Origin of the sequence: Flavobacterium sp. GT3R68, from assembly GCF_007109225.1 — a bacterium.
In the GTDB taxonomy this organism is placed as follows: Bacteria; Bacteroidota; Bacteroidia; order Flavobacteriales; family Flavobacteriaceae; genus Flavobacterium.
In genome coordinates, this window is the sequence record NZ_VJZK01000001.1 from 290207 (window position 1) to 307859 (window position 17653).

Below are 17653 nucleotides of genomic sequence, written 5' to 3' on the forward strand. Positions count from 1 at the left end.
TTTTTCATTTTAAAACCAAAATCCAACCGAAATCCAGGTAAAACCTTTGCTTAATTCCGGGGACCAGCTATATTTAAGTTCCGCGGGACCTATAATGGTTTCCAGCCCGTACCCCACAGCATACCCATTATACTTGGGATGGGTCAGCCACTCACCCGTATCAAAGAGATTATCCTCTATATTGGCATAATTGGCCGTGAAATTCAGGTGATTTCTTTTAAAAATTTCGTAATCCAGGGTAACGGCCCCTTTGATATAGCTGTCGGCGGCGAGACTTAGAAAGTCATATCCATAAAAATGCCTGAAATTATTAACCGAATTATAGCCGTATCCTCCCAATACAAAGTCAAAAAACGGTAAGCTGTGATTCCCGATGACAAAGCCGGCTTCGGATTGAATTTTTACCGTAACATTCCTGAAAAAAGTTTTGGCAATTGCAATTTCTCCTTTGGCAATCGAAAATCTATTAAATTGATTGGTGTAGTCGGACGAAAAAAGGTACGACTGCAAATCACCGGAAAAATAAAATCCTCGTTTGGGAAAATATTTATTATCAAAAGAATCATATTTCATATACCCAAAAGCGCTTAAATAATCGCTATTCTCGAGTGTTGGTGTGGTATTTTCCAATGTTTTGGATTTTATTTTCAGGTGCTTGTATTCCAGTCCGGCACCAATTAGCATTTTTTTCAGAAATACGGTCTGTAAATAGGCCTGATTAGAAAAATCGGAAAAATCAATATTAATGCTTTTGAGTCCCAACTCCATCAGCAATTGCCCCTCACTGAAATCGGTTCCCACATTTTTGTTGAAAGCATTCAGCTTGGATTTGAATCCAAAACTCCAGTGAAAACCATTATCGAGATAATAATCTAATGTATATCTGAAATTATCCCCCAGAATCACGTCCAGGGAAGCAATGTCGTTTTTGAAAATACTTTTTTTCTGGGTGAGGTTCACTAAGAGCCCACTTTTATACAAACCATCATAATGCAATCCGAATTTGATGAATGTTTTGTTTGAAGTTTCGGTAAGACTAACATTCAGATCATCACCGTCGCCATTCGAATCCAGTGTATACGTAATAAAACTGAAATTTTGGGTTGCCGTTAAATTATCAATTCCGTTTCTGACATCTTTATAACTTATCTTCTGGCCTGGTTTAAAACCTAATTTTCCTACCACATACGATTCGGTATAATTTGCCAATGTATTGACGTTGATATTTCTAATCTGCAGGCTGTCCCCAAAAATTTTATTTCTTGGTTTTACATAACCGCCGTTGGATTTATCTGCCAATAATTTTATTTTTTCATAAACTGAAAACGCTGCTTCTTCACCTTTTTTGATGATTTCCTTTCCTTCTCCAAAAGAAATCACTCCAAATCCGTAGATATCCGGTTTGATATAAATATCGGTTTGCGAAATTTTCTGCAGCATCCGGTCATTCATCTGAAGATTGGAAATCTGGACCAATATCCGGGTAGCGTCTTTTAATCCTTTCCGGTCTTTCAGATCATCCTGCACATCGACCCCAATAATATAATCCGCCCCCAAATTACGCACCTCATCAATCGGATAATTGTTGGTCACACCCCCATCAACAAGTAATTTGCCATTGATTTCAACAGGTGAAAACAGGGTTGGGAAAGCGGAACTGGCCAACATCGCCTGAGCCAGAAACCCCTCGTTGATCAACACTTCCTCGCCCGTTTCGATATCAGTTGCCATACATAAAAACGGGATCGGTAACTGATTGAAATCCCGCACGTGGCGTACATTATGGGTCAGTCGGGTCAGTAAGTTATAATTGTAGATCCCTTTGGATAAGGAAGTAGGGATCCCTACTTTAAATTTATAGAAGGGTAATGCCAGCGCGTACAGTTCGTCGTTGCGCTTTTCGTAAAAATTCTTGGAAGATCGTGGAACGAAATCATTTAATAATTCATCAAAATCAGTGGACGTAAAAATAGAATCAATCTGATGAGCATTGTATCCCGACGCATACAAACCGCCCACTACCGCTCCCATACTGGTTCCCCCAATGTAACTCACTTCTACCCCGGCTTCTTCGAGTACTTTCAAAACCCCGATATGCGCAAATCCTTTGGCACCACCCCCACTAAGAACAAGGCCAATTTTTAATTTAGGCTTAACCGTTTCCTGCGAAAAAGAAGAAAGCGACATGAAAAAAACGAGAACAAAGAGGACAAGCTGTTTCATTACGGTTAATTGGTTTTGTAAAAGTCGGTAATTTTTTTTGCTTTTGAAAGTCCTACCACATCGGAAATTTCTTTTTCGGTTGCTAATTTTAATCTTTTCACGGATTTGAAATGTTTTATAAGGGTCAGCATGGTCTTTTCGCCAATCCCCGGAATCGTTTCTATCGAGGTCTGAATCGCTGCCTTGCTTCTTTTATCACGGTGAAAAGTGATCCCAAAACGATGGGCCTCATTCCGAAGTTGCTGAATTACTTTCAGCGATTCCGATCTTTTATCCAGATATAATGGCACCGAATCCCCCGGATAAAACAATTCTTCCAGTCGTTTGGCAATGCCGATAATCGCAATTTTACCTCGTAATCCCAATTCGTCAAGACTTTTCAGCGCGGAGGATAATTGACCCTTTCCACCATCAATGATGATCAGTTGTGGCAACGGTTCCTCTTCATCCAACAAGCGTTTGTATCTTCTGTAGACCACTTCTTCCATGGAAGCAAAGTCATTGGGTCCTTCTACCGTTTTTATATTGAAATGGCGGTAATCTTTCTTGCTGGGTTTTCCGTCTTTGAAAACCACGCAGGCCGCTACCGGATTGGTTCCCTGAATATTCGAATTATCAAAACATTCAATATGTCGTGGTTCTACGGGAAGCCTTAAATCTTTTTGCATCTGCGCCATAATGCGTGTCGTATGACGCTCCGGATCGACAATCTGCAATTGTTTTAATTGTTCGATGCGGTAGAACTTGGCATTGCGCTGGGACAATTCCAGAATTTGTTTTTTATCTCCCAACTGCGGGATAGTCACTTTTATATTTTCACCAACATTGACCATAAAAGGAACTATAATTTCTTTGGACAATAACTGAAATCGCTCCCGTAATTCGACTATAGAGAGTTCCAGCAATTCCTCGTCAGGCTCATCAAGTTTCTTTTTAATTTCTAGGGTGAAGGAACGGATTATGGACCCATGTGAAATCTCTAAAAAATTCACATACGCGGCACTTTCATCTGAAACTATGGAAAACACATCAATATTGGAGATTTTAGGATTGATAATCGTGGATCTTGACTGGTAATTTTCAAGAATTGCTATTTTATCCTTTATTTTCTGAGCTTCCTCGAATTGCATTTTTGAAGCATAGTCATTCATCCTTTTCCTGAAACCCTTCATGCTTTCCTTGAAATTCCCTTTGAGTATTTCGCGTATCGCATCTACTTGCGTCTGATAGTCCTCCATCATATGATGCCCTTCACAAGGACCAAGGCAATTGCCGAGATGGTACTCGAGGCATACCTTGAACTTTCCGGTTTCAATATTGGATTTATTCAAATCATAGGTGCAGGTCCGCAACGGATACAATTCTTTGATCATGTCCATAATGGTGTGTACGGTTTTAAAACTGGTGTAGGGTCCATAATATTCCGATCCGTCTTTGATCATTCTCCGGGTGGAAAAAATTCTTGGGAACAATTCCTTTTTAATACAAATCCACGGATAGGTTTTATCATCGCGCAACAGCACATTATAACGCGGTTGCAATGTTTTTATCAAGTTGTTTTCCAGCAGCAGCGCATCGGTTTCGGTCGGGACCACGATATGCTTGATGGTCACGATTTTCCTTACCAGCACATTGGTCTTTGCCGTATCGTGCACCTTATTGAAATAGGAAGCAACTCGTTTTTTTAGATTTTTGGCTTTGCCCACATACAGAATTTTATCCTCTTTATCATAATACTGATACACGCCGGGACCGTCCGGCAAAGTTTGTATCTGGAGTTCTAAAGAAATAACACTCATTTGGGGTATGTCTTTTTTTAATTTGGGTTCAGGATTCAAAATTACGAATAACATTTTTCAAAAGCGAAAATCGGGCCATTCTTATTTCTTTTTCAACGAAAGCAGTTATTTGACGTGCGTTCGGATTAATTTTCTACTTTTATATTTTTAACCTACTATGGATCACCCCGAACACAAAGAAATTACGATTTTAAAGGAAACGATTTTACCCGGAGAGAGCAAGACCATCAACATGGAAATTGCGAAACTCCATACGATGACCAAATTAAAAATCCCAATCATTGTGGAGCGTTCCAAAATTGACGGTCCGACTATATTATTATCTGCAGGCCTGCATGGTGATGAGATTAACGGAATCGAAATTGTACGCCAGCTCATCATCCAAAAAATCAACAAACCTAAAATCGGCACCATTATTTGCATTCCGGTAATCAATGTGTTCGGTTTTGTAAACCAGACACGCGAATTTCCTGACGGAAGGGACCTGAACCGGGTTTTTCCGGGCAGTAAAATGGGTTCTTTAGCTAGCCGTTTCGCCTATCATCTGCTGAAAGAAATCATACCCCAAGTGGATTATGTAATCGACTTTCATGCCGGAGGTGCCAGCCGGTTTAATGCTCCACAGGTAAGGATTGCGCCGGATAATGCCGAATTAAAAGCTCTGGCTGATGTGTTCAACGCTCCTTTCTCCCTTTATTCCAGGAATATTCCAGGGACTTTTCGTAGTTCGTGTGACAAATTAGGGGTAAAAATGCTATTGTTTGAAGGTGGTAAGTCCGTTAATATCAATGAAGAGATTACGCAGGAAGGCATTAATGGGGCCAAGAGAGTACTGCATCACTTTGGTATGCTGAATGGCAGTAAAAAAGTATCAACGCCAAAAAGCAAGACTATTTATATCGAAAAGTCCGGTTGGGTCCGCGCCAAGTTTTCCGGAATGTTTCATGGCTACACTAAAATTGGGCAGCTGGTAGAAAAAGGACAACTGTTGGCCACGATTTCAGATCCGTACGGGAAGGTCGAACATAAGGTAAAAGCCCCGAATTCGGGATACATCATTAATGTTAATGACGCTCCCATTGTTTATCAGGGAGATGCCGTTTATCATATTTCAAAAACATTGGAAAACTAATTATTATCATGTTAAAAAAGGAATTACGGGCCAAATATGTTGTTTTACGCAAAGCGCTTTCGGAAGATGAAATCGAAGAGAAGAGTCTGGCTATAGCCAATGAGTTGCTTCGACTTCCTATTTGGGACAAGGTGTATTTTCATATTTTCCTGCCTATTACCGAACAAAAAGAAGTGAATACAGAATATATTTTACATCTTTTATCCGGAAAGGACAAAGAAATACTGGTGTCGCAGGCCAATTTTGATACCCGTAAAATGAAGCATTTCCTGTTGACGGACAATACCAAACTTAAAAAGAACCAATACAATATTCCCGAGCCGGTAGATGGGATTGAGGTGCCTTCAAGTAAAATAGATGTTGTTTTCGTGCCGCTTTTGGCATTCGACGCTAAAGGACATCGGGTAGGTTATGGCAAAGGATTCTATGACAACCTGTTATCCGAATGCAAGCCTGATGTAATAAAGATTGGATTGTGTCATTTTGAAAGTGAAGAATTCATTGACGATGTGTTTGAAAAAGATGTGCAATTAGACTATTGCGTCACCCCGACTGCGGTATATTCCTTTTAAAAACGTATTTTCGCCGAAATAAATTGTAAATAATATGAGAGCATTTAAGTATTCAAAATTCGCTGCAACCCTTACCGCAGCTATTTTTGCTGTTTCGTTATCAAACTGTAGCATTCACACGAGCACCAGAAGCACTAACAGATCATCATATAAAGCCAAACCGCTACCGCCGGGACAGGCCAAGAAAATACACGGACAGAAAAGTGCCAGGCGATTTGCACCCGGACACAATAAAAAATAAAAACAAAAGACCTATTCAAATCTGAATAGGTCTTTTTTTTTTCGGTCAGCTCAACTTTTATTTGTGAAACGCTTTTTTATTGAATACAATTAAAATTCCCACTCCTGTGGAAATGGCCATATCCGCGATATTAAAAATGGCATTGAAGAAAGTGAAATTGTTTCCACCCCAAATTGGAAACCATGAAGGTAAGTTGCCTTCCCAAATAGGGAAATACAACATATCAACAACTTTTCCGTGAAAAAAAGTTCCATAAGGATGATCCGTAAAAATCGTAGCGACACTGTGATAACTGTCGCTGAAAATTACTCCGTAAAAAACAGAATCAATAATGTTTCCGAATGCACCGGCCAAAATCAATGCTATGGAAGCTACCAAATAAGGAGAGCTGTTCTTCTTAACGGCATCCCATAACCAATAGCCGATTCCGGTTACCGCCACCAATCGGAAAAGAGTCAGGATAATTTTTCCGTACTCCCCCGGTATTTCGGTACCCCAAGCCATTCCTTCATTTTCTATAAAAAGAATTTTAAACCACTGGAATACATTTACTTCTTCGCCTAAAACAAAATGGGTTTTGATGTATATTTTAGAAACCTGATCCACAAGAAGAATCAGAAATACGATGAAATAGGCTTTTTTTAGTGACATTATATTTTTTTTTGTGGTGCAAAAATAGCAATATTATCAGACAAAAAAAGAGAATAATCCAAATGTTTTGAAAGATTTAATGGTTTCAATTTTAATGTTTTAGACGTTGCTTTTCTTACATTTGTATAAACTAAAAGTGATTTGCTATGAAAACCTTTAAATTTATCTTAGTGACCTGCTTAGTTGGGGTTTTTTCATCCTGTACTTCTGATGACACTCCGAACGAGCAGGCCGTTTTTGCTGTGCCCATAGTCAAAACCCTTGCTGCCATCCGCAGCAGCGTGAACGTTACCGGCGCCCGGACCTCAGAGTCTGACGGAAAAATATATGTAACCGAAAACTACTTATTTTACATCGCACAGGAAGAGGGAATCCATATATTTGACAACCATAATCCTGCCACGCCACAGAATATTGCTTTTATACATCTGGATGGCGTCCATGATATTGCGGTAAAAAACAATACTTTGTATGCCGATAATTATACTGATTTGACGATTTTTGATATTAGTGACATTTCAAATATCCATTTAACTCAAACGCTCGAAAATGCTGTAACCTTTAATCCTTCCTATCCTGCCTCCGCTGAATATTATGACTATACCGTTACAGCAGATCCCGATGAGTTGGTAGTCGGATTTACATTGGAAACCCGAAACCGTCCCTATGGCCAGGAATTGATTTTGGCTAACGATGCTTTAGGTGCCTTTGAAAGTTCCAATGGGGTTTCAATAGGGACCGGCGGTTCGTACGCCCGTTTTCAAATCAATAACAACGCATTATACACGATAGACAGTTATCAGTTAAAGGTATTCAACATCACTGATCCTCTGGGTGCATTTTTTGACAAGGCAGTAACTATGATGGATTGGTTTGGCGGCGGCCAGTTTGAAACGCTTTTTATGCAGAAACACAATTTATTTGTAGGGTCCACTACTGGGATGCACATAGTGGATGCTTCGGATCCATTCAATCCTTATTTTGTCTCTACTTTTTCACATGCTACGGCCTGCGATCCGGTGGTAGTATTTATGGACACCGCGTATATTACTGTTCGTGGTGGAAATTCCTGCGGCGCCATCGAAGATCAGGTTAATGTTATTGATGTGACTGATATTTCAAGCCCAACATTGCTATCTACCACTTTAGTAGCACAACCTTATGGGTTGGGGTTTAGAGAAAACATCCTTTATGTATGTTGTGGTTCGGAAGGCTTGAAGGTTTTTGATGCTTCTGATTCCTCCAATCTGACCCTGCGCAATTCCTATCCTGATGATGTAACCGATGTGATTCCGCTGAACACCCATTTAATAGCCGTTGGAGCAAATAAAATTATACAATACAGTTATGGTGCTGATTTTACCCTAGAAGTCATCAGTATCGTTAATTTCTAAAACCAAAAAAACCCCGCTATGAACGGGGCTTTTTTTATCTTAATGAAAAAATTATCGCTGCAGGTTTTTTGCTTCGATACTCATGGTTGCATGAGGTACAATTTTCAGTCTTTCCTTATTTATTAATTGTCCAGTTACTTTGCAAACGCCGTAGGTCTTGCTTTCAACACGGAAAAGGGCATTCTTTAAATCGCGGATAAATTTCTCCTGGCGAATGGCAAGCTGCGAGTTGGCTTCCTTAGACATGGTTTCACTTCCTTCTTCAAAAGCCTTGAACGTTGGCGACGTATCGTCTGTACCGTTATTCAAATCATTCATATAGGCGCTTTTTATCAGATCTAAATCGAATTGTGCTTTTTCTATTTTATTTAAAATGATTTCCTTGAACTCTGCTAAATCAGCATCTGAGTATCTAGTGGTTTGCTCTACCATAATCCCTTACTTTGAAATTAATAAATTTGTTTTTACTTCGTCGAATACAATCTCTGTACCGTTATCTATTTTTTCCAGAATAACCAATTCTTCCGTTAGCGTTTCGTCTTTTATGTATTGCTCATTACTTTTGATTGCCGCTTCAATAGCGCTATCCTGCTGCACATACACTTTGATTTTATCGGTTACTTCAAAGCCGGAATCCTTTCTTAAATTTTGAATCCTGTTGACCAATTCTCTTGCAATTCCTTCTCTTCTTAAGTCTTCGGTTATCGTGATATCCAAAGCAACTGTAATATTTCCCGAATTGGCAACAAGCCATCCTTCAATGTCCTGAGAGGTGATTTCTACATCTTCTAATGTTAAAGTTATGCTTTTTCCTGCAATAATAAAATTAATATTGTTATCTCTTTCAAGTATATTGATCTGTTCTTGTGTTAAATTTTGTATCTCTTTGGAAATCAGACCCATATCTTTTCCGAAACGAGGGCCTAAAGTTTTAAAATTTGGTTTAATCTGCTTTACGAGTATGCCGGAAGCATCATCCAGAAGCTCAATCTCCTTAACATTTACTTCCGCTTTAATCAGATCCGAAATTGCTTCAATCTCTGCACGTTGCGCCTGATCCAATACGGGAATCATTACTTTCTGTAAAGGCTGACGCACTTTGATCATTTCCTTTTTGCGCAACGACAATACCAATGATGAAATCGTCTGCGCTTTCTGCATTTTGCTTTCCAATGACTTGTTGACAAAGTGATTTGCGCTCTTTGGAAACTCGGCCAAATGTACGCTGACAAATCCTTCTGACTGTGTCGCCAACGTTAAATCACGGTAAAGCTTGTCCATGAAAAATGGTGCTATTGGCGCTCCCAACTTGGCAACCGTCAATAAACAGGTATACAAAGTCTGATAAGCGGCAATTTTATCTTGCGCGTATTCGCCTTTCCAGAAACGTCTTCTGCACAAACGAACGTACCAGTTGCTCAAGTTTTCCTGTACAAATTCAGAAATCGCCCGGGCAGCTTTGGTTGGCTCATAATCTGCATAGAAACCATCCACGTCAGCAATCAGCGTGTTCAGTTCCGAGATAATCCACTGGTCAATTTCCGGTCTTTCGTTTAACGGAATTTCCGTTTCCGCGTATTTGAATCCGTCAATATTGGCATATAAACTAAAGAATGAATACGTATTATAAAGGGTTCCGAAGAATTTTCGGCGCACCTCAGCAATTCCTTCGATATCAAATTTCAGGTTGTCCCATGGATTTGCATTCGATATCATGTACCAACGTGTCGCATCAGGACCATATTCGGCCAAGGTCAGGAACGGATCCACTGCATTTCCTAAACGCTTTGACATTTTTTGCCCATTTTTATCCAGAACCAGTCCATTGGACACTACATTTTTATAGGCCACTTTATCAAAAACCAAGGTTCCGATAGCGTGCAGGGTATAAAACCATCCTCGGGTTTGGTCGACTCCTTCGGCTATAAAATCCGCCGGGAAAGCTTTATTATCATCAATTAATTCCTTGTTTTCAAAAGGATAATGCCACTGCGCATACGGCATCGATCCCGAATCAAACCAAACGTCAATTAAATCCGCTTCGCGTTTCATCGGTTTTCCGGTTGGCGAGACCAACACGATTTGATCCACTACATTTTTATGTAAATCAACCAGATCATAATTGCTTTCGCTCATGTTTCCGATTTCAAAACCTTTGAAAGGATTTTCTCCCTGGATACCGGCAGTGATTGATTTTTCGATTTCGTTGTATAATTCCTCTACCGAACCAATCAGGATTTCTTCAGTTCCTTCCTCATTTCTCCAGATTGGCAATGGGATTCCCCAATAACGGGAACGCGACAGGTTCCAGTCGTTGGCATTCTTAAGCCAGTTGCCGAAACGTCCTTCTCCGGTTGCTTTTGGTTTCCAGTTGATGGTTTCGTTCAGATCGAACATCCGGTCTTTTACCTGAGTTACATTGATGAACCATGAATCCAGAGGATAGTATAAAATCGGTTTGTCAGTTCTCCAGCAATGCGGGTAACTGTGGACATATTTCTCCACCTTAAAGGCTTTGTTTTCTTCTTTTAAATGAATGGCCAATTCCACATCCACGGAACGTTCCGGTGCTTCACCATCGTTATAATATTCGTTTTTCACATATTTTCCGGCGAATTCACCCATATGTGATGTAAATCTTCCCTGTAAATCCACTAAAGGCACTGGGTTTCCGCTTTCGTCCAAAACCAACATTGGCGGCACTTCGGGTGTGGCTTCTTTGGCCACTTTAGCATCATCGGCACCAAATGTCGGGGCTGTATGTACAATTCCGGTTCCGTCTTCGGTAGTAACGAAATCTCCAGAGATTATTCGGAACGCATTTTCAGGATTTTGGTACGGAAGGGCATACGGCATTAATTGCTCGTAGCGGATTCCGACCAAGTCAGCTCCTTTGCATTCGGCCAGAATCTGGTACGGTATATTTTTGTCTCCTTCTTTGAAATTTTCAAAGTCAGATGGTTCTTTGCTTTCAAAAAATCCTTTCCCGAATTGTTTTCCAACCAAGTTTTTAGCCAGGATGACAGCGTTCGGACGGAAAGTATATTGGTTGAAGGTTTTTACCAGAACATATTCGATTTTCGGACCTACGGTCAATGCCGTATTACTTGGCAAGGTCCATGGAGTGGTGGTCCAGGCAAGGAAATAGATATCCTCCAGATCTAATGCATCCAGCTTGTAATGCTGCATGTCTTTGGAGGTAATGTAATCATAAAATTTCGTAAACAGTGATTCGCGTTGGTTTTCCAATACTTTGAATTGCGCTACCACGGTCGTATCGGTCACATCACGATATGAACCCGGTTGGTTCACTTCGTGAGAGGACAATCCGGTTCCGGCTTTTGGAGAATAAGGCTGGATGGTGTAGCCTTTGTACATCAGATTCTTGTTATAGATCTGTTTCAGAATCCACCAAACACTCTCCATGTATTTGGGTTTATAGGTCACGTATGGATCTTCCATATCAACCCAATATCCCATTTTTTCGGTCAGGTCATTCCACACGTCGGTATACCGCATCACGGTATTTTTACAAGCTTCGTTGTACTCTTCGATGGAGATGGTTTTCCCGATATCTTCTTTGGTGATTCCCAATTCTTTTTCGGTTCCCAATTCTACCGGCAAACCGTGGGTGTCCCAGCCGGCTTTTCGCTTTACCTGGAATCCTTTTTGGGTCTTGTAACGACAGAAAATATCTTTAATCGCACGGGCCATAACGTGGTGAATACCAGGCAGTCCGTTTGCTGAAGGCGGGCCTTCAAAAAACACGAATGGCGGGTTCCCTTCACGTGTGGTGACGCTTTTCTCGAAGATGTTTTCTTTTTTCCAGAAATCAAGCACTTCTGACGCTACCGTTGGCAGGTCAAGTCCTTTGTATTCAGTGAATTTTGCACTCATTTTGTCGTTTTCTTTAATCAATGTGCGAAAGTAATCAATTTTGAATAAATAGTGATATGTTCTAAGTTATAAGTTTTGGGTTGCGTGAGGGATAACAGCGGAAAGCCCGCAATAAAATGGAGCTACAGCGGAATTTTATGAGGACTTGCAGCGGATAGCCCGACCCTTGTGGTCACGCCCAGAATATTTACGAGAAAATGACTTTTAAAACGTCGAGTGATTTGGGTTTTTGGAAGCCCTCGAGATGGAAGCTGTAATAATCGATGATGATTTTCAGCAGCAGTTGTCTTTCAATGACATGAAAGGATTTCTGGCTGCTGCCGAATTTGAGGCCGATAAGTTTTTTGAAGAGCTGGGTTTCGTGATCGGAAAGCGAATTTACGCCGTGAAAAGGGGTAAAAATGCCTTCGGTCAGGTCAAAAAAAGGAAAATCCATATCGGAAGTATCTGGATAAAATCCGAGGTATTTGGTGATTTCAAAAAGCAGGATCAGATGGAAATTGGCGACATCACCATTGGCATCGAGCCACAGTAATGCCGCTTCCAAAAACAGGAACAGCGGTTCGTTTTTTTCTTCCTCATGGATGCTGTGGTGCAGCATTTCGGACAGGAACATCGCCATCGTGCTTTTGACCACGTCGTTGGGAATCGTCTGGAAAGTGGCCGCTAATTTGATTTCTTTGAAGTTTTCCAACGTGCCTTTATTTTTATGCACAGCCTCAATTTCAAGAATCGTCAAAGGCTGGAAATAGGCTATTTTCTGATTGCTTTTCCGCGAGGAAAACGCATCGCGGACAAAATATGATTTGAGCCCGTCAGATTGGGTAAAGCATTTTACAATCAGGCTTTTTTCCTGGTATTTGATGGCGCTGAGGACAATGGCTTTGGTTTTGACTTGCACGTAAATTATCGGATGATCATTACTTTTTTGACTTTGGTTTCGACACCGTCCTGTGCCGAAATAAATATCATGTAAACTCCGGAAGCCACTTTGTATTTCCCGAATGCTTTGGTATCCCACTCGATGGTTCCGCCTTCGGCAATGGCTTCGTGTACTAAATTCCCTCCGATGTCGGTGATTTTGACGTTACATTTATTGAGCAGTCCACTGATTTTTACCGTTCCTTCAAATTCCGGACGCACCGGGTTAGGGTAGACAATAACATTCCCCAAATCGCCGCTTGCCTCTGTGGAAGTTCCTTTAAAAGAAACCATTCCTTTATCGGTAGCGATAAAAACTTCGCCAGTTTTTCCGTTAATATCAATATCGTTGATGACATTGCTTGGCAGGGGTGAGTTACTGGCTGTAAAGTGATAAATCGTTTCTTGTCCGTTTGGTGAAAGCAGGAAGACGCCGGAATCGGCAGTTCCAATCCATTTATTATTGGCACCGTCCACGACTATATCGTTGATGAACTGTTCGAACAGTAGTTCCTGCGCGAGATCATCTTCCAATATAATAATCGCATTTGTGGTCAACGGGTCAGCGCTCAAAAAACGATCAACACTGGAGAGTACCCTTAAACCACTGGTAGTTCCAATCCACATCTGGTTTTTATTGTCGATAGTGGCTACCCGGACATCATTGGAGGGCAAGTTCCCATCTTCAGCACCCGTTCTTATTTTTCTGAAATTCGGGGTTACATTTTCATTGAAGCCCACCAGGCCTTCATTAATGGTGCACATCCATTTTGTTTGATTCTTATCGATAACCAATTTTCCGAACCGGCCTTCGATAGGGTTTGGAAAAGGTGCTGTGGTATTATAGGAAAGCCACGTTCCGTCAGGCTTAAGTACTTTAAGACCATCGGCCACCAAGCCATTTGTCATCCATAAATTGCCAGCTTTGTCGTATGCGCTTTGTTCTATCCTAATGTTGGCATATGGCGGATCACTGGCGGAAATAGACTCCAGAGTACTGTTCGTTTCATTGTAAACCGTTACTAATTGATCGTTTTCAAATTTGACAAGGCCTGAATAATAAGAACTGACGAATATTTGGTTTTCATTTTTTGGATTGACGGTGACCCGCACTAAATCCACGACATCAATTCCGGGGAAATGCACTTCACTATACGGAATATTAAGCCATTGATTGTCCCTATATTTACTGATTCCACTGTAGCGGAACGGATTCGGATCATATTGTTTTGTGTAATCCCCGTACACCGCCCAGAGATTATCTGAACTGGTGTTAATGGAGAAAATATTATTTAAGGCAGGTCCATCAGGATTCATATATTCAAAAACAGAGGGATTGCTAACAGTCGTGGTGACAACACCATTTTCTGAAGTTCCAATATAGATTGTATCATTAATAATTGTGGCGCAGGTAAATTTAGGAATCATCTCAGGAATAGCACTACTATTGACCTGCGCGACCAATGCCAGACTTTGATTGTACACATAAACGGTGTTCGGAATTGTAACTATTAAATATCCTCCGGAGTTTCTCATATCCATTGTAGCCATTGGGAAATTCGAAAAATTAACAAAAGCAACCCCATTGAACCGGTACATTTCCCCCCAAACAGCTACCGCCAACAATTCGGTGCCAAAAGTTTCAATACTGGCCCAGCCATTCCCGTTCAATGTCGTCCACTGATTGTAATCATTTAAATTGGGATTGGTAATGCTGGCTTTTCGGATTCCACTGGAAGTTGATGCATAAATAAAGCCATTAAAAACAGCGGTTTGAGTTACTCTGATTTCTGCCCCTCCATTCCCGATTCGGTATGTGTCACCAAATCCTAAAGTAGCCAGATTATACTGTACAATCCCAAAATCGCAGGAAACATAGACAATTCCATTGTATTCCATGAAATGGTTGATTTTTTTTAGATTTTGATTGACTCCATTGGATATAATATCCACGACATTTATCATACTTCCATCAGCCTCATTAATTACAATCATCAAGCCATTTTTATACCCTATAATCGTCCTGTTCAGAGCAGTGCTATGATGAATTGCAGTAATCGTTTGGCCAGAAAGCCCATCTACGGTATTGGTTGTCTTTAGAACGTTATTGTTCAGATTTTTAGAAAACAGCGCATTTTCGGCAGCAGCAAAAAAAACAGCAGGGGATTGAGAGACATCCTTAATTTCATTATAAGAAAAATAACCCTTCCATAGTTGGTCGTTTTGGGCAAAGCCAATTTGAATTGCAATCAGGAAAAGTAGCGCTATAGAATATTTTTTCATTTAATCTAATCTGTTGGAAAGACAAATATAATACAAAACGGAATTATTTTACTTTTCATATAAGAAGTAAAAAAAAATGCCTCCCAAATCGGAAGGCATTTTATATTTAAAAATGATGTTTTGCAATTAAACCACACCTTGCGCTAACATAGCATCCGCCACTTTAACGAATCCGGCAATGTTTGCTCCTTTTACGTAGTCAACATATCCGTTTCCGTCAGAACCGTACTCTACACAAGAAGCGTGAATATCCAACATGATTACTTTTAATCTTTCGTCTACTTCTTCAGAAGACCAGCTTAATCTCAAAGAGTTTTGAGACATTTCTAAACCTGAAGTTGCTACTCCACCTGCATTGGAAGCTTTTCCTGGCGCAAATAAGATTTTTGCCTTTTGGAAAACAATAACTGCCTCCGGCGTAGAAGGCATGTTAGCTCCTTCCGCTACACAGATACATCCGTTAGCAACCAACACTTTAGCCTCTTCTTCGTTCAATTCGTTTTGAGTTGCACATGGCAGGGCCACATCACATTTTACTTCCCAAGGGCGCTTTCCTGCAACGAATTTCGCGTTTGGATATTTGGTCAAATACTCGCTGATTCTTCCTCTTTGTTCGTTTTTGATTTCCATGATGTGTGCTAATTTAGCAGCATCAATTCCATCAGCATCATAGATATATCCTGATGAATCAGACAAAGTCACGACTTTACCTCCTAATTGAGTGGCTTTTTCAGCAGCATATTGCGCTACGTTTCCTGAACCGGAAACTACTACAATTTTCCCTGTAAAGCTTTCTCCTTTAGTTTTCAACATACTTTGTGCAAAATACACATCACCATATCCAGTTGCTTCCGGACGGATTAATGATCCTCCAAAAGAAATTCCTTTTCCGGTTAAAACTCCGGTAAATTCGTTTCTTAATCTTTTGTATTGACCAAACATGTATCCAACTTCTCTTCCGCCAACACCGATATCTCCGGCTGGTACGTCGGTGTTATCACCGATGTGCTTAGACAATTCCGTCATGAATGCCTGACAGAAACGCATTACTTCGTTATCTGATTTACCTTTTGGGTCAAAATCAGCACCACCTTTTCCACCGCCCATTGGCAATGTTGTCAAGCTGTTTTTGAACGTTTGCTCAAATGCTAAAAATTTCAAAATACTCAAGTTTACAGATGGATGGAAACGGATTCCTCCTTTGTATGGCCCGATAGCTGAATTCATCTGAATACGGTATCCTCTGTTAACCTGAGTGATTCCGTTATCATCCATCCATACTACTCTAAACATGATTACACGCTCAGATTCTACCATTCTTTCCAAAAGCATTTTGTTTTGGTATTTTTTATTTTCTTCAATAAACGGAATTACTGTTTCAGCAACTTCGTGTACTGCCTGCATGAATTCAGGCTCATTTGGGTTTCTTTTAGCAACTGCTTCAACAAAAGATTGAATACTTTGTGACATGATTATTAGGTTATTAACGTTTAAATTAGGTTTTTGTTTAATCCGACAAATATACATTTTATAAGAATAGTGCAGTAATTTTTTTTAAATTCTCAGTGATTTTATCTTTTTGTTAGGAAATTTTATCTAAAGTCCTTTATTGAAGGTTTGATTTAAACTTTTTCTGATTTTTTTACAGTTTATCAAGTATTTAATGATTTTATTTTATTACTGAATGATGTTTTTATATATTTGTCCATAATTGTAAATACATTATCACAAATGCCCAAATATATTTTCATACTTTGCTTAGTGCTACTTGGTTACTCCAATGAAGTCGAGGCTCAATTTGGCTTTTCTCATGAAGTTGGTGCTATCACTGGGCCGGTTGCGTTTCAATCCGACTACGGAGAGCGACATGATTTGTCTACGAATGCAGGAAATACGGGTCTAGGAATTGGTATTATTCATTACCTTAACTTTTCATATAAGGCGGAATGTAACTGTTATACCCCGGAAACTTATTTCAACGATCACTTTAAACTAAGAAGTGAATTATCCTATAATAAAACCGAATTGAAACACTTTGGAAGATGGGCTGACAAAGATTCTCCAACTGGAGAGAAATTAAGAGCCATGCGAGGCAGTACCGCTGTAACTAATGTCGGAATGCAATTGGAATTTTTCCCTTTAAGCATCCGTGACTTTACTGCTACTATTGGTAGTTTGGCTCCGTTTGTGAGTTTGGGTGGCCAATTTTGTTTTTACGATCCGGAAGCATATTCCACTATGGGGTCTTTGGATTCGTCAATTGCATCATACCCAAAATATTTTGGTGCTTTTACCAATTCAGGAGGAACCGTTTGGTCGGTCGTTTCGAGTGTAGGGACGCGATATAAATTAACTCCATTGAGCGATTTGATGCTTGATTTACGAGTGCAATATTATTTCTCGAATTGGGTGGATGGTTTAAATCCTGATCCAACCGTTTATAAAGAAAATAAAGCGAATGACTGGAATGTCTGGTTAAACTTCGGTTATATCTATTATTTACAATAGGAAGAATTATAAAACAAAAAAGCCCGATTTTA

The 17653-nt window shown here is 40.1% G+C and carries 12 protein-coding genes; 4 read left to right on the forward strand and 8 right to left on the reverse strand.

The genetic code is table 11. From position 1 onward, the window contains the following. Window positions 1–9: 9 nt before the first annotated feature. Window positions 10–2223: a patatin-like phospholipase family protein gene (locus FNW07_RS01265; RefSeq protein WP_126742214.1), complete on the reverse strand. Its 2214-nt coding sequence runs from the start codon at window positions 2221–2223 to the stop codon at window positions 10–12. Window positions 2224–2228: 5 nt separating this feature from the next. Continuing rightward, complete coding sequence (gene uvrC / locus FNW07_RS01270) at window positions 2229–4022, reverse strand: excinuclease ABC subunit UvrC (protein ID WP_126742475.1); 1794 nt, start codon at window positions 4020–4022, stop codon at window positions 2229–2231. Window positions 4023–4179: 157 nt separating this feature from the next. Between uvrC and FNW07_RS01275 the strand changes: the two genes are divergently transcribed. Then, complete coding sequence (locus FNW07_RS01275) at window positions 4180–5154, forward strand: succinylglutamate desuccinylase/aspartoacylase family protein (RefSeq protein ID WP_255512713.1); 975 nt, start codon at window positions 4180–4182, stop codon at window positions 5152–5154. 8 nt (window positions 5155–5162) lie between these two features. Beyond that, window positions 5163–5726 (forward strand): 5-formyltetrahydrofolate cyclo-ligase, encoded by a 564-nt coding sequence (locus FNW07_RS01280; RefSeq protein WP_126742215.1) that lies wholly within the window; start codon window positions 5163–5165, stop codon window positions 5724–5726. 298 nt (window positions 5727–6024) lie between these two features. On the opposite strand, the gene FNW07_RS01290 is transcribed toward FNW07_RS01280, so the two are convergent. After that, window positions 6025–6618 carry a lipoprotein signal peptidase gene (locus FNW07_RS01290; protein ID WP_126742217.1) on the reverse strand — a complete coding sequence of 198 codons (594 nt, stop codon included), beginning with the start codon at window positions 6616–6618 and terminating at the stop codon, window positions 6025–6027. Between the two features lie 146 nt (window positions 6619–6764). Between FNW07_RS01290 and FNW07_RS01295 the strand changes: the two genes are divergently transcribed. Further along, the gene (locus FNW07_RS01295; protein ID WP_126742218.1) at window positions 6765–8012 is read left to right on the forward strand and encodes an LVIVD repeat-containing protein; all 1248 of its coding nucleotides are present in this window, start codon (window positions 6765–6767) and stop codon (window positions 8010–8012) included. 51 nt (window positions 8013–8063) lie between these two features. Here FNW07_RS01295 and FNW07_RS01300 read toward each other — a convergent pair whose 3' ends face one another. The 5 genes from FNW07_RS01300 to gdhA all read right to left on the reverse strand — a co-directional run bounded on the left by FNW07_RS01300 (window position 8064) and on the right by gdhA (window position 16583). Next, window positions 8064–8444, reverse strand: coding sequence for a TraR/DksA C4-type zinc finger protein (locus FNW07_RS01300; protein WP_126742219.1), 381 nt, complete (start codon window positions 8442–8444; stop codon window positions 8064–8066). 6 nt (window positions 8445–8450) lie between these two features. Continuing rightward, window positions 8451–11909: an isoleucine--tRNA ligase gene (gene ileS / locus FNW07_RS01305; RefSeq protein ID WP_126742220.1), complete on the reverse strand. Its 3459-nt coding sequence runs from the start codon at window positions 11907–11909 to the stop codon at window positions 8451–8453. Between the two features lie 187 nt (window positions 11910–12096). Continuing rightward, complete coding sequence (gene recO / locus FNW07_RS01310) at window positions 12097–12810, reverse strand: DNA repair protein RecO (RefSeq protein ID WP_126742221.1); 714 nt, start codon at window positions 12808–12810, stop codon at window positions 12097–12099. Window positions 12811–12815: 5 nt separating this feature from the next. Beyond that, entirely contained in the window at window positions 12816–15113 is a 2298-nt protein-coding gene (locus FNW07_RS01315) for a T9SS type A sorting domain-containing protein (protein ID WP_126742222.1), read from the reverse strand. Window positions 15114–15239: 126 nt separating this feature from the next. Continuing rightward, entirely contained in the window at window positions 15240–16583 is a 1344-nt protein-coding gene (gene gdhA, locus FNW07_RS01320; protein WP_126742223.1) for an NADP-specific glutamate dehydrogenase, read from the reverse strand. A gap of 261 nt (window positions 16584–16844) precedes the next feature. On the opposite strand from gdhA, the gene FNW07_RS01325 reads away from it, so the two are divergent. Further along, entirely contained in the window at window positions 16845–17621 is a 777-nt protein-coding gene (locus FNW07_RS01325; RefSeq protein WP_126742224.1) for a glutamate dehydrogenase, read from the forward strand. Window positions 17622–17653 lie beyond the last annotated feature (32 nt).

What these genes read in the sequence shown, in the direction of transcription:
- FNW07_RS01280 (WP_126742215.1), top strand. Translation starts at nt 5,163, where the DNA reads ATGTTAAAAAAGGAATTACGGGCCAAATATGTTGTTTTACGCAAAGCG.
- FNW07_RS01275 (WP_255512713.1), top strand. Translation starts at nt 4,180, where the DNA reads ATGGATCACCCCGAACACAAAGAAATTACGATTTTAAAGGAAACGATT.
- FNW07_RS01300 (WP_126742219.1), bottom strand. Translation starts at nt 8,444, where the DNA reads ATGGTAGAGCAAACCACTAGATACTCAGATGCTGATTTAGCAGAGTTC.
- uvrC (WP_126742475.1), bottom strand. Translation starts at nt 4,022, where the DNA reads ATGAGTGTTATTTCTTTAGAACTCCAGATACAAACTTTGCCGGACGGT.
- ileS (WP_126742220.1), bottom strand. Translation starts at nt 11,909, where the DNA reads ATGAGTGCAAAATTCACTGAATACAAAGGACTTGACCTGCCAACGGTA.
- FNW07_RS01315 (WP_126742222.1), bottom strand. Translation starts at nt 15,113, where the DNA reads ATGAAAAAATATTCTATAGCGCTACTTTTCCTGATTGCAATTCAAATT.
- FNW07_RS01295 (WP_126742218.1), top strand. Translation starts at nt 6,765, where the DNA reads ATGAAAACCTTTAAATTTATCTTAGTGACCTGCTTAGTTGGGGTTTTT.
- FNW07_RS01290 (WP_126742217.1), bottom strand. Translation starts at nt 6,618, where the DNA reads ATGTCACTAAAAAAAGCCTATTTCATCGTATTTCTGATTCTTCTTGTG.
- gdhA (WP_126742223.1), bottom strand. Translation starts at nt 16,583, where the DNA reads ATGTCACAAAGTATTCAATCTTTTGTTGAAGCAGTTGCTAAAAGAAAC.
- FNW07_RS01265 (WP_126742214.1), bottom strand. Translation starts at nt 2,223, where the DNA reads ATGAAACAGCTTGTCCTCTTTGTTCTCGTTTTTTTCATGTCGCTTTCT.
- FNW07_RS01325 (WP_126742224.1), top strand. Translation starts at nt 16,845, where the DNA reads ATGCCCAAATATATTTTCATACTTTGCTTAGTGCTACTTGGTTACTCC.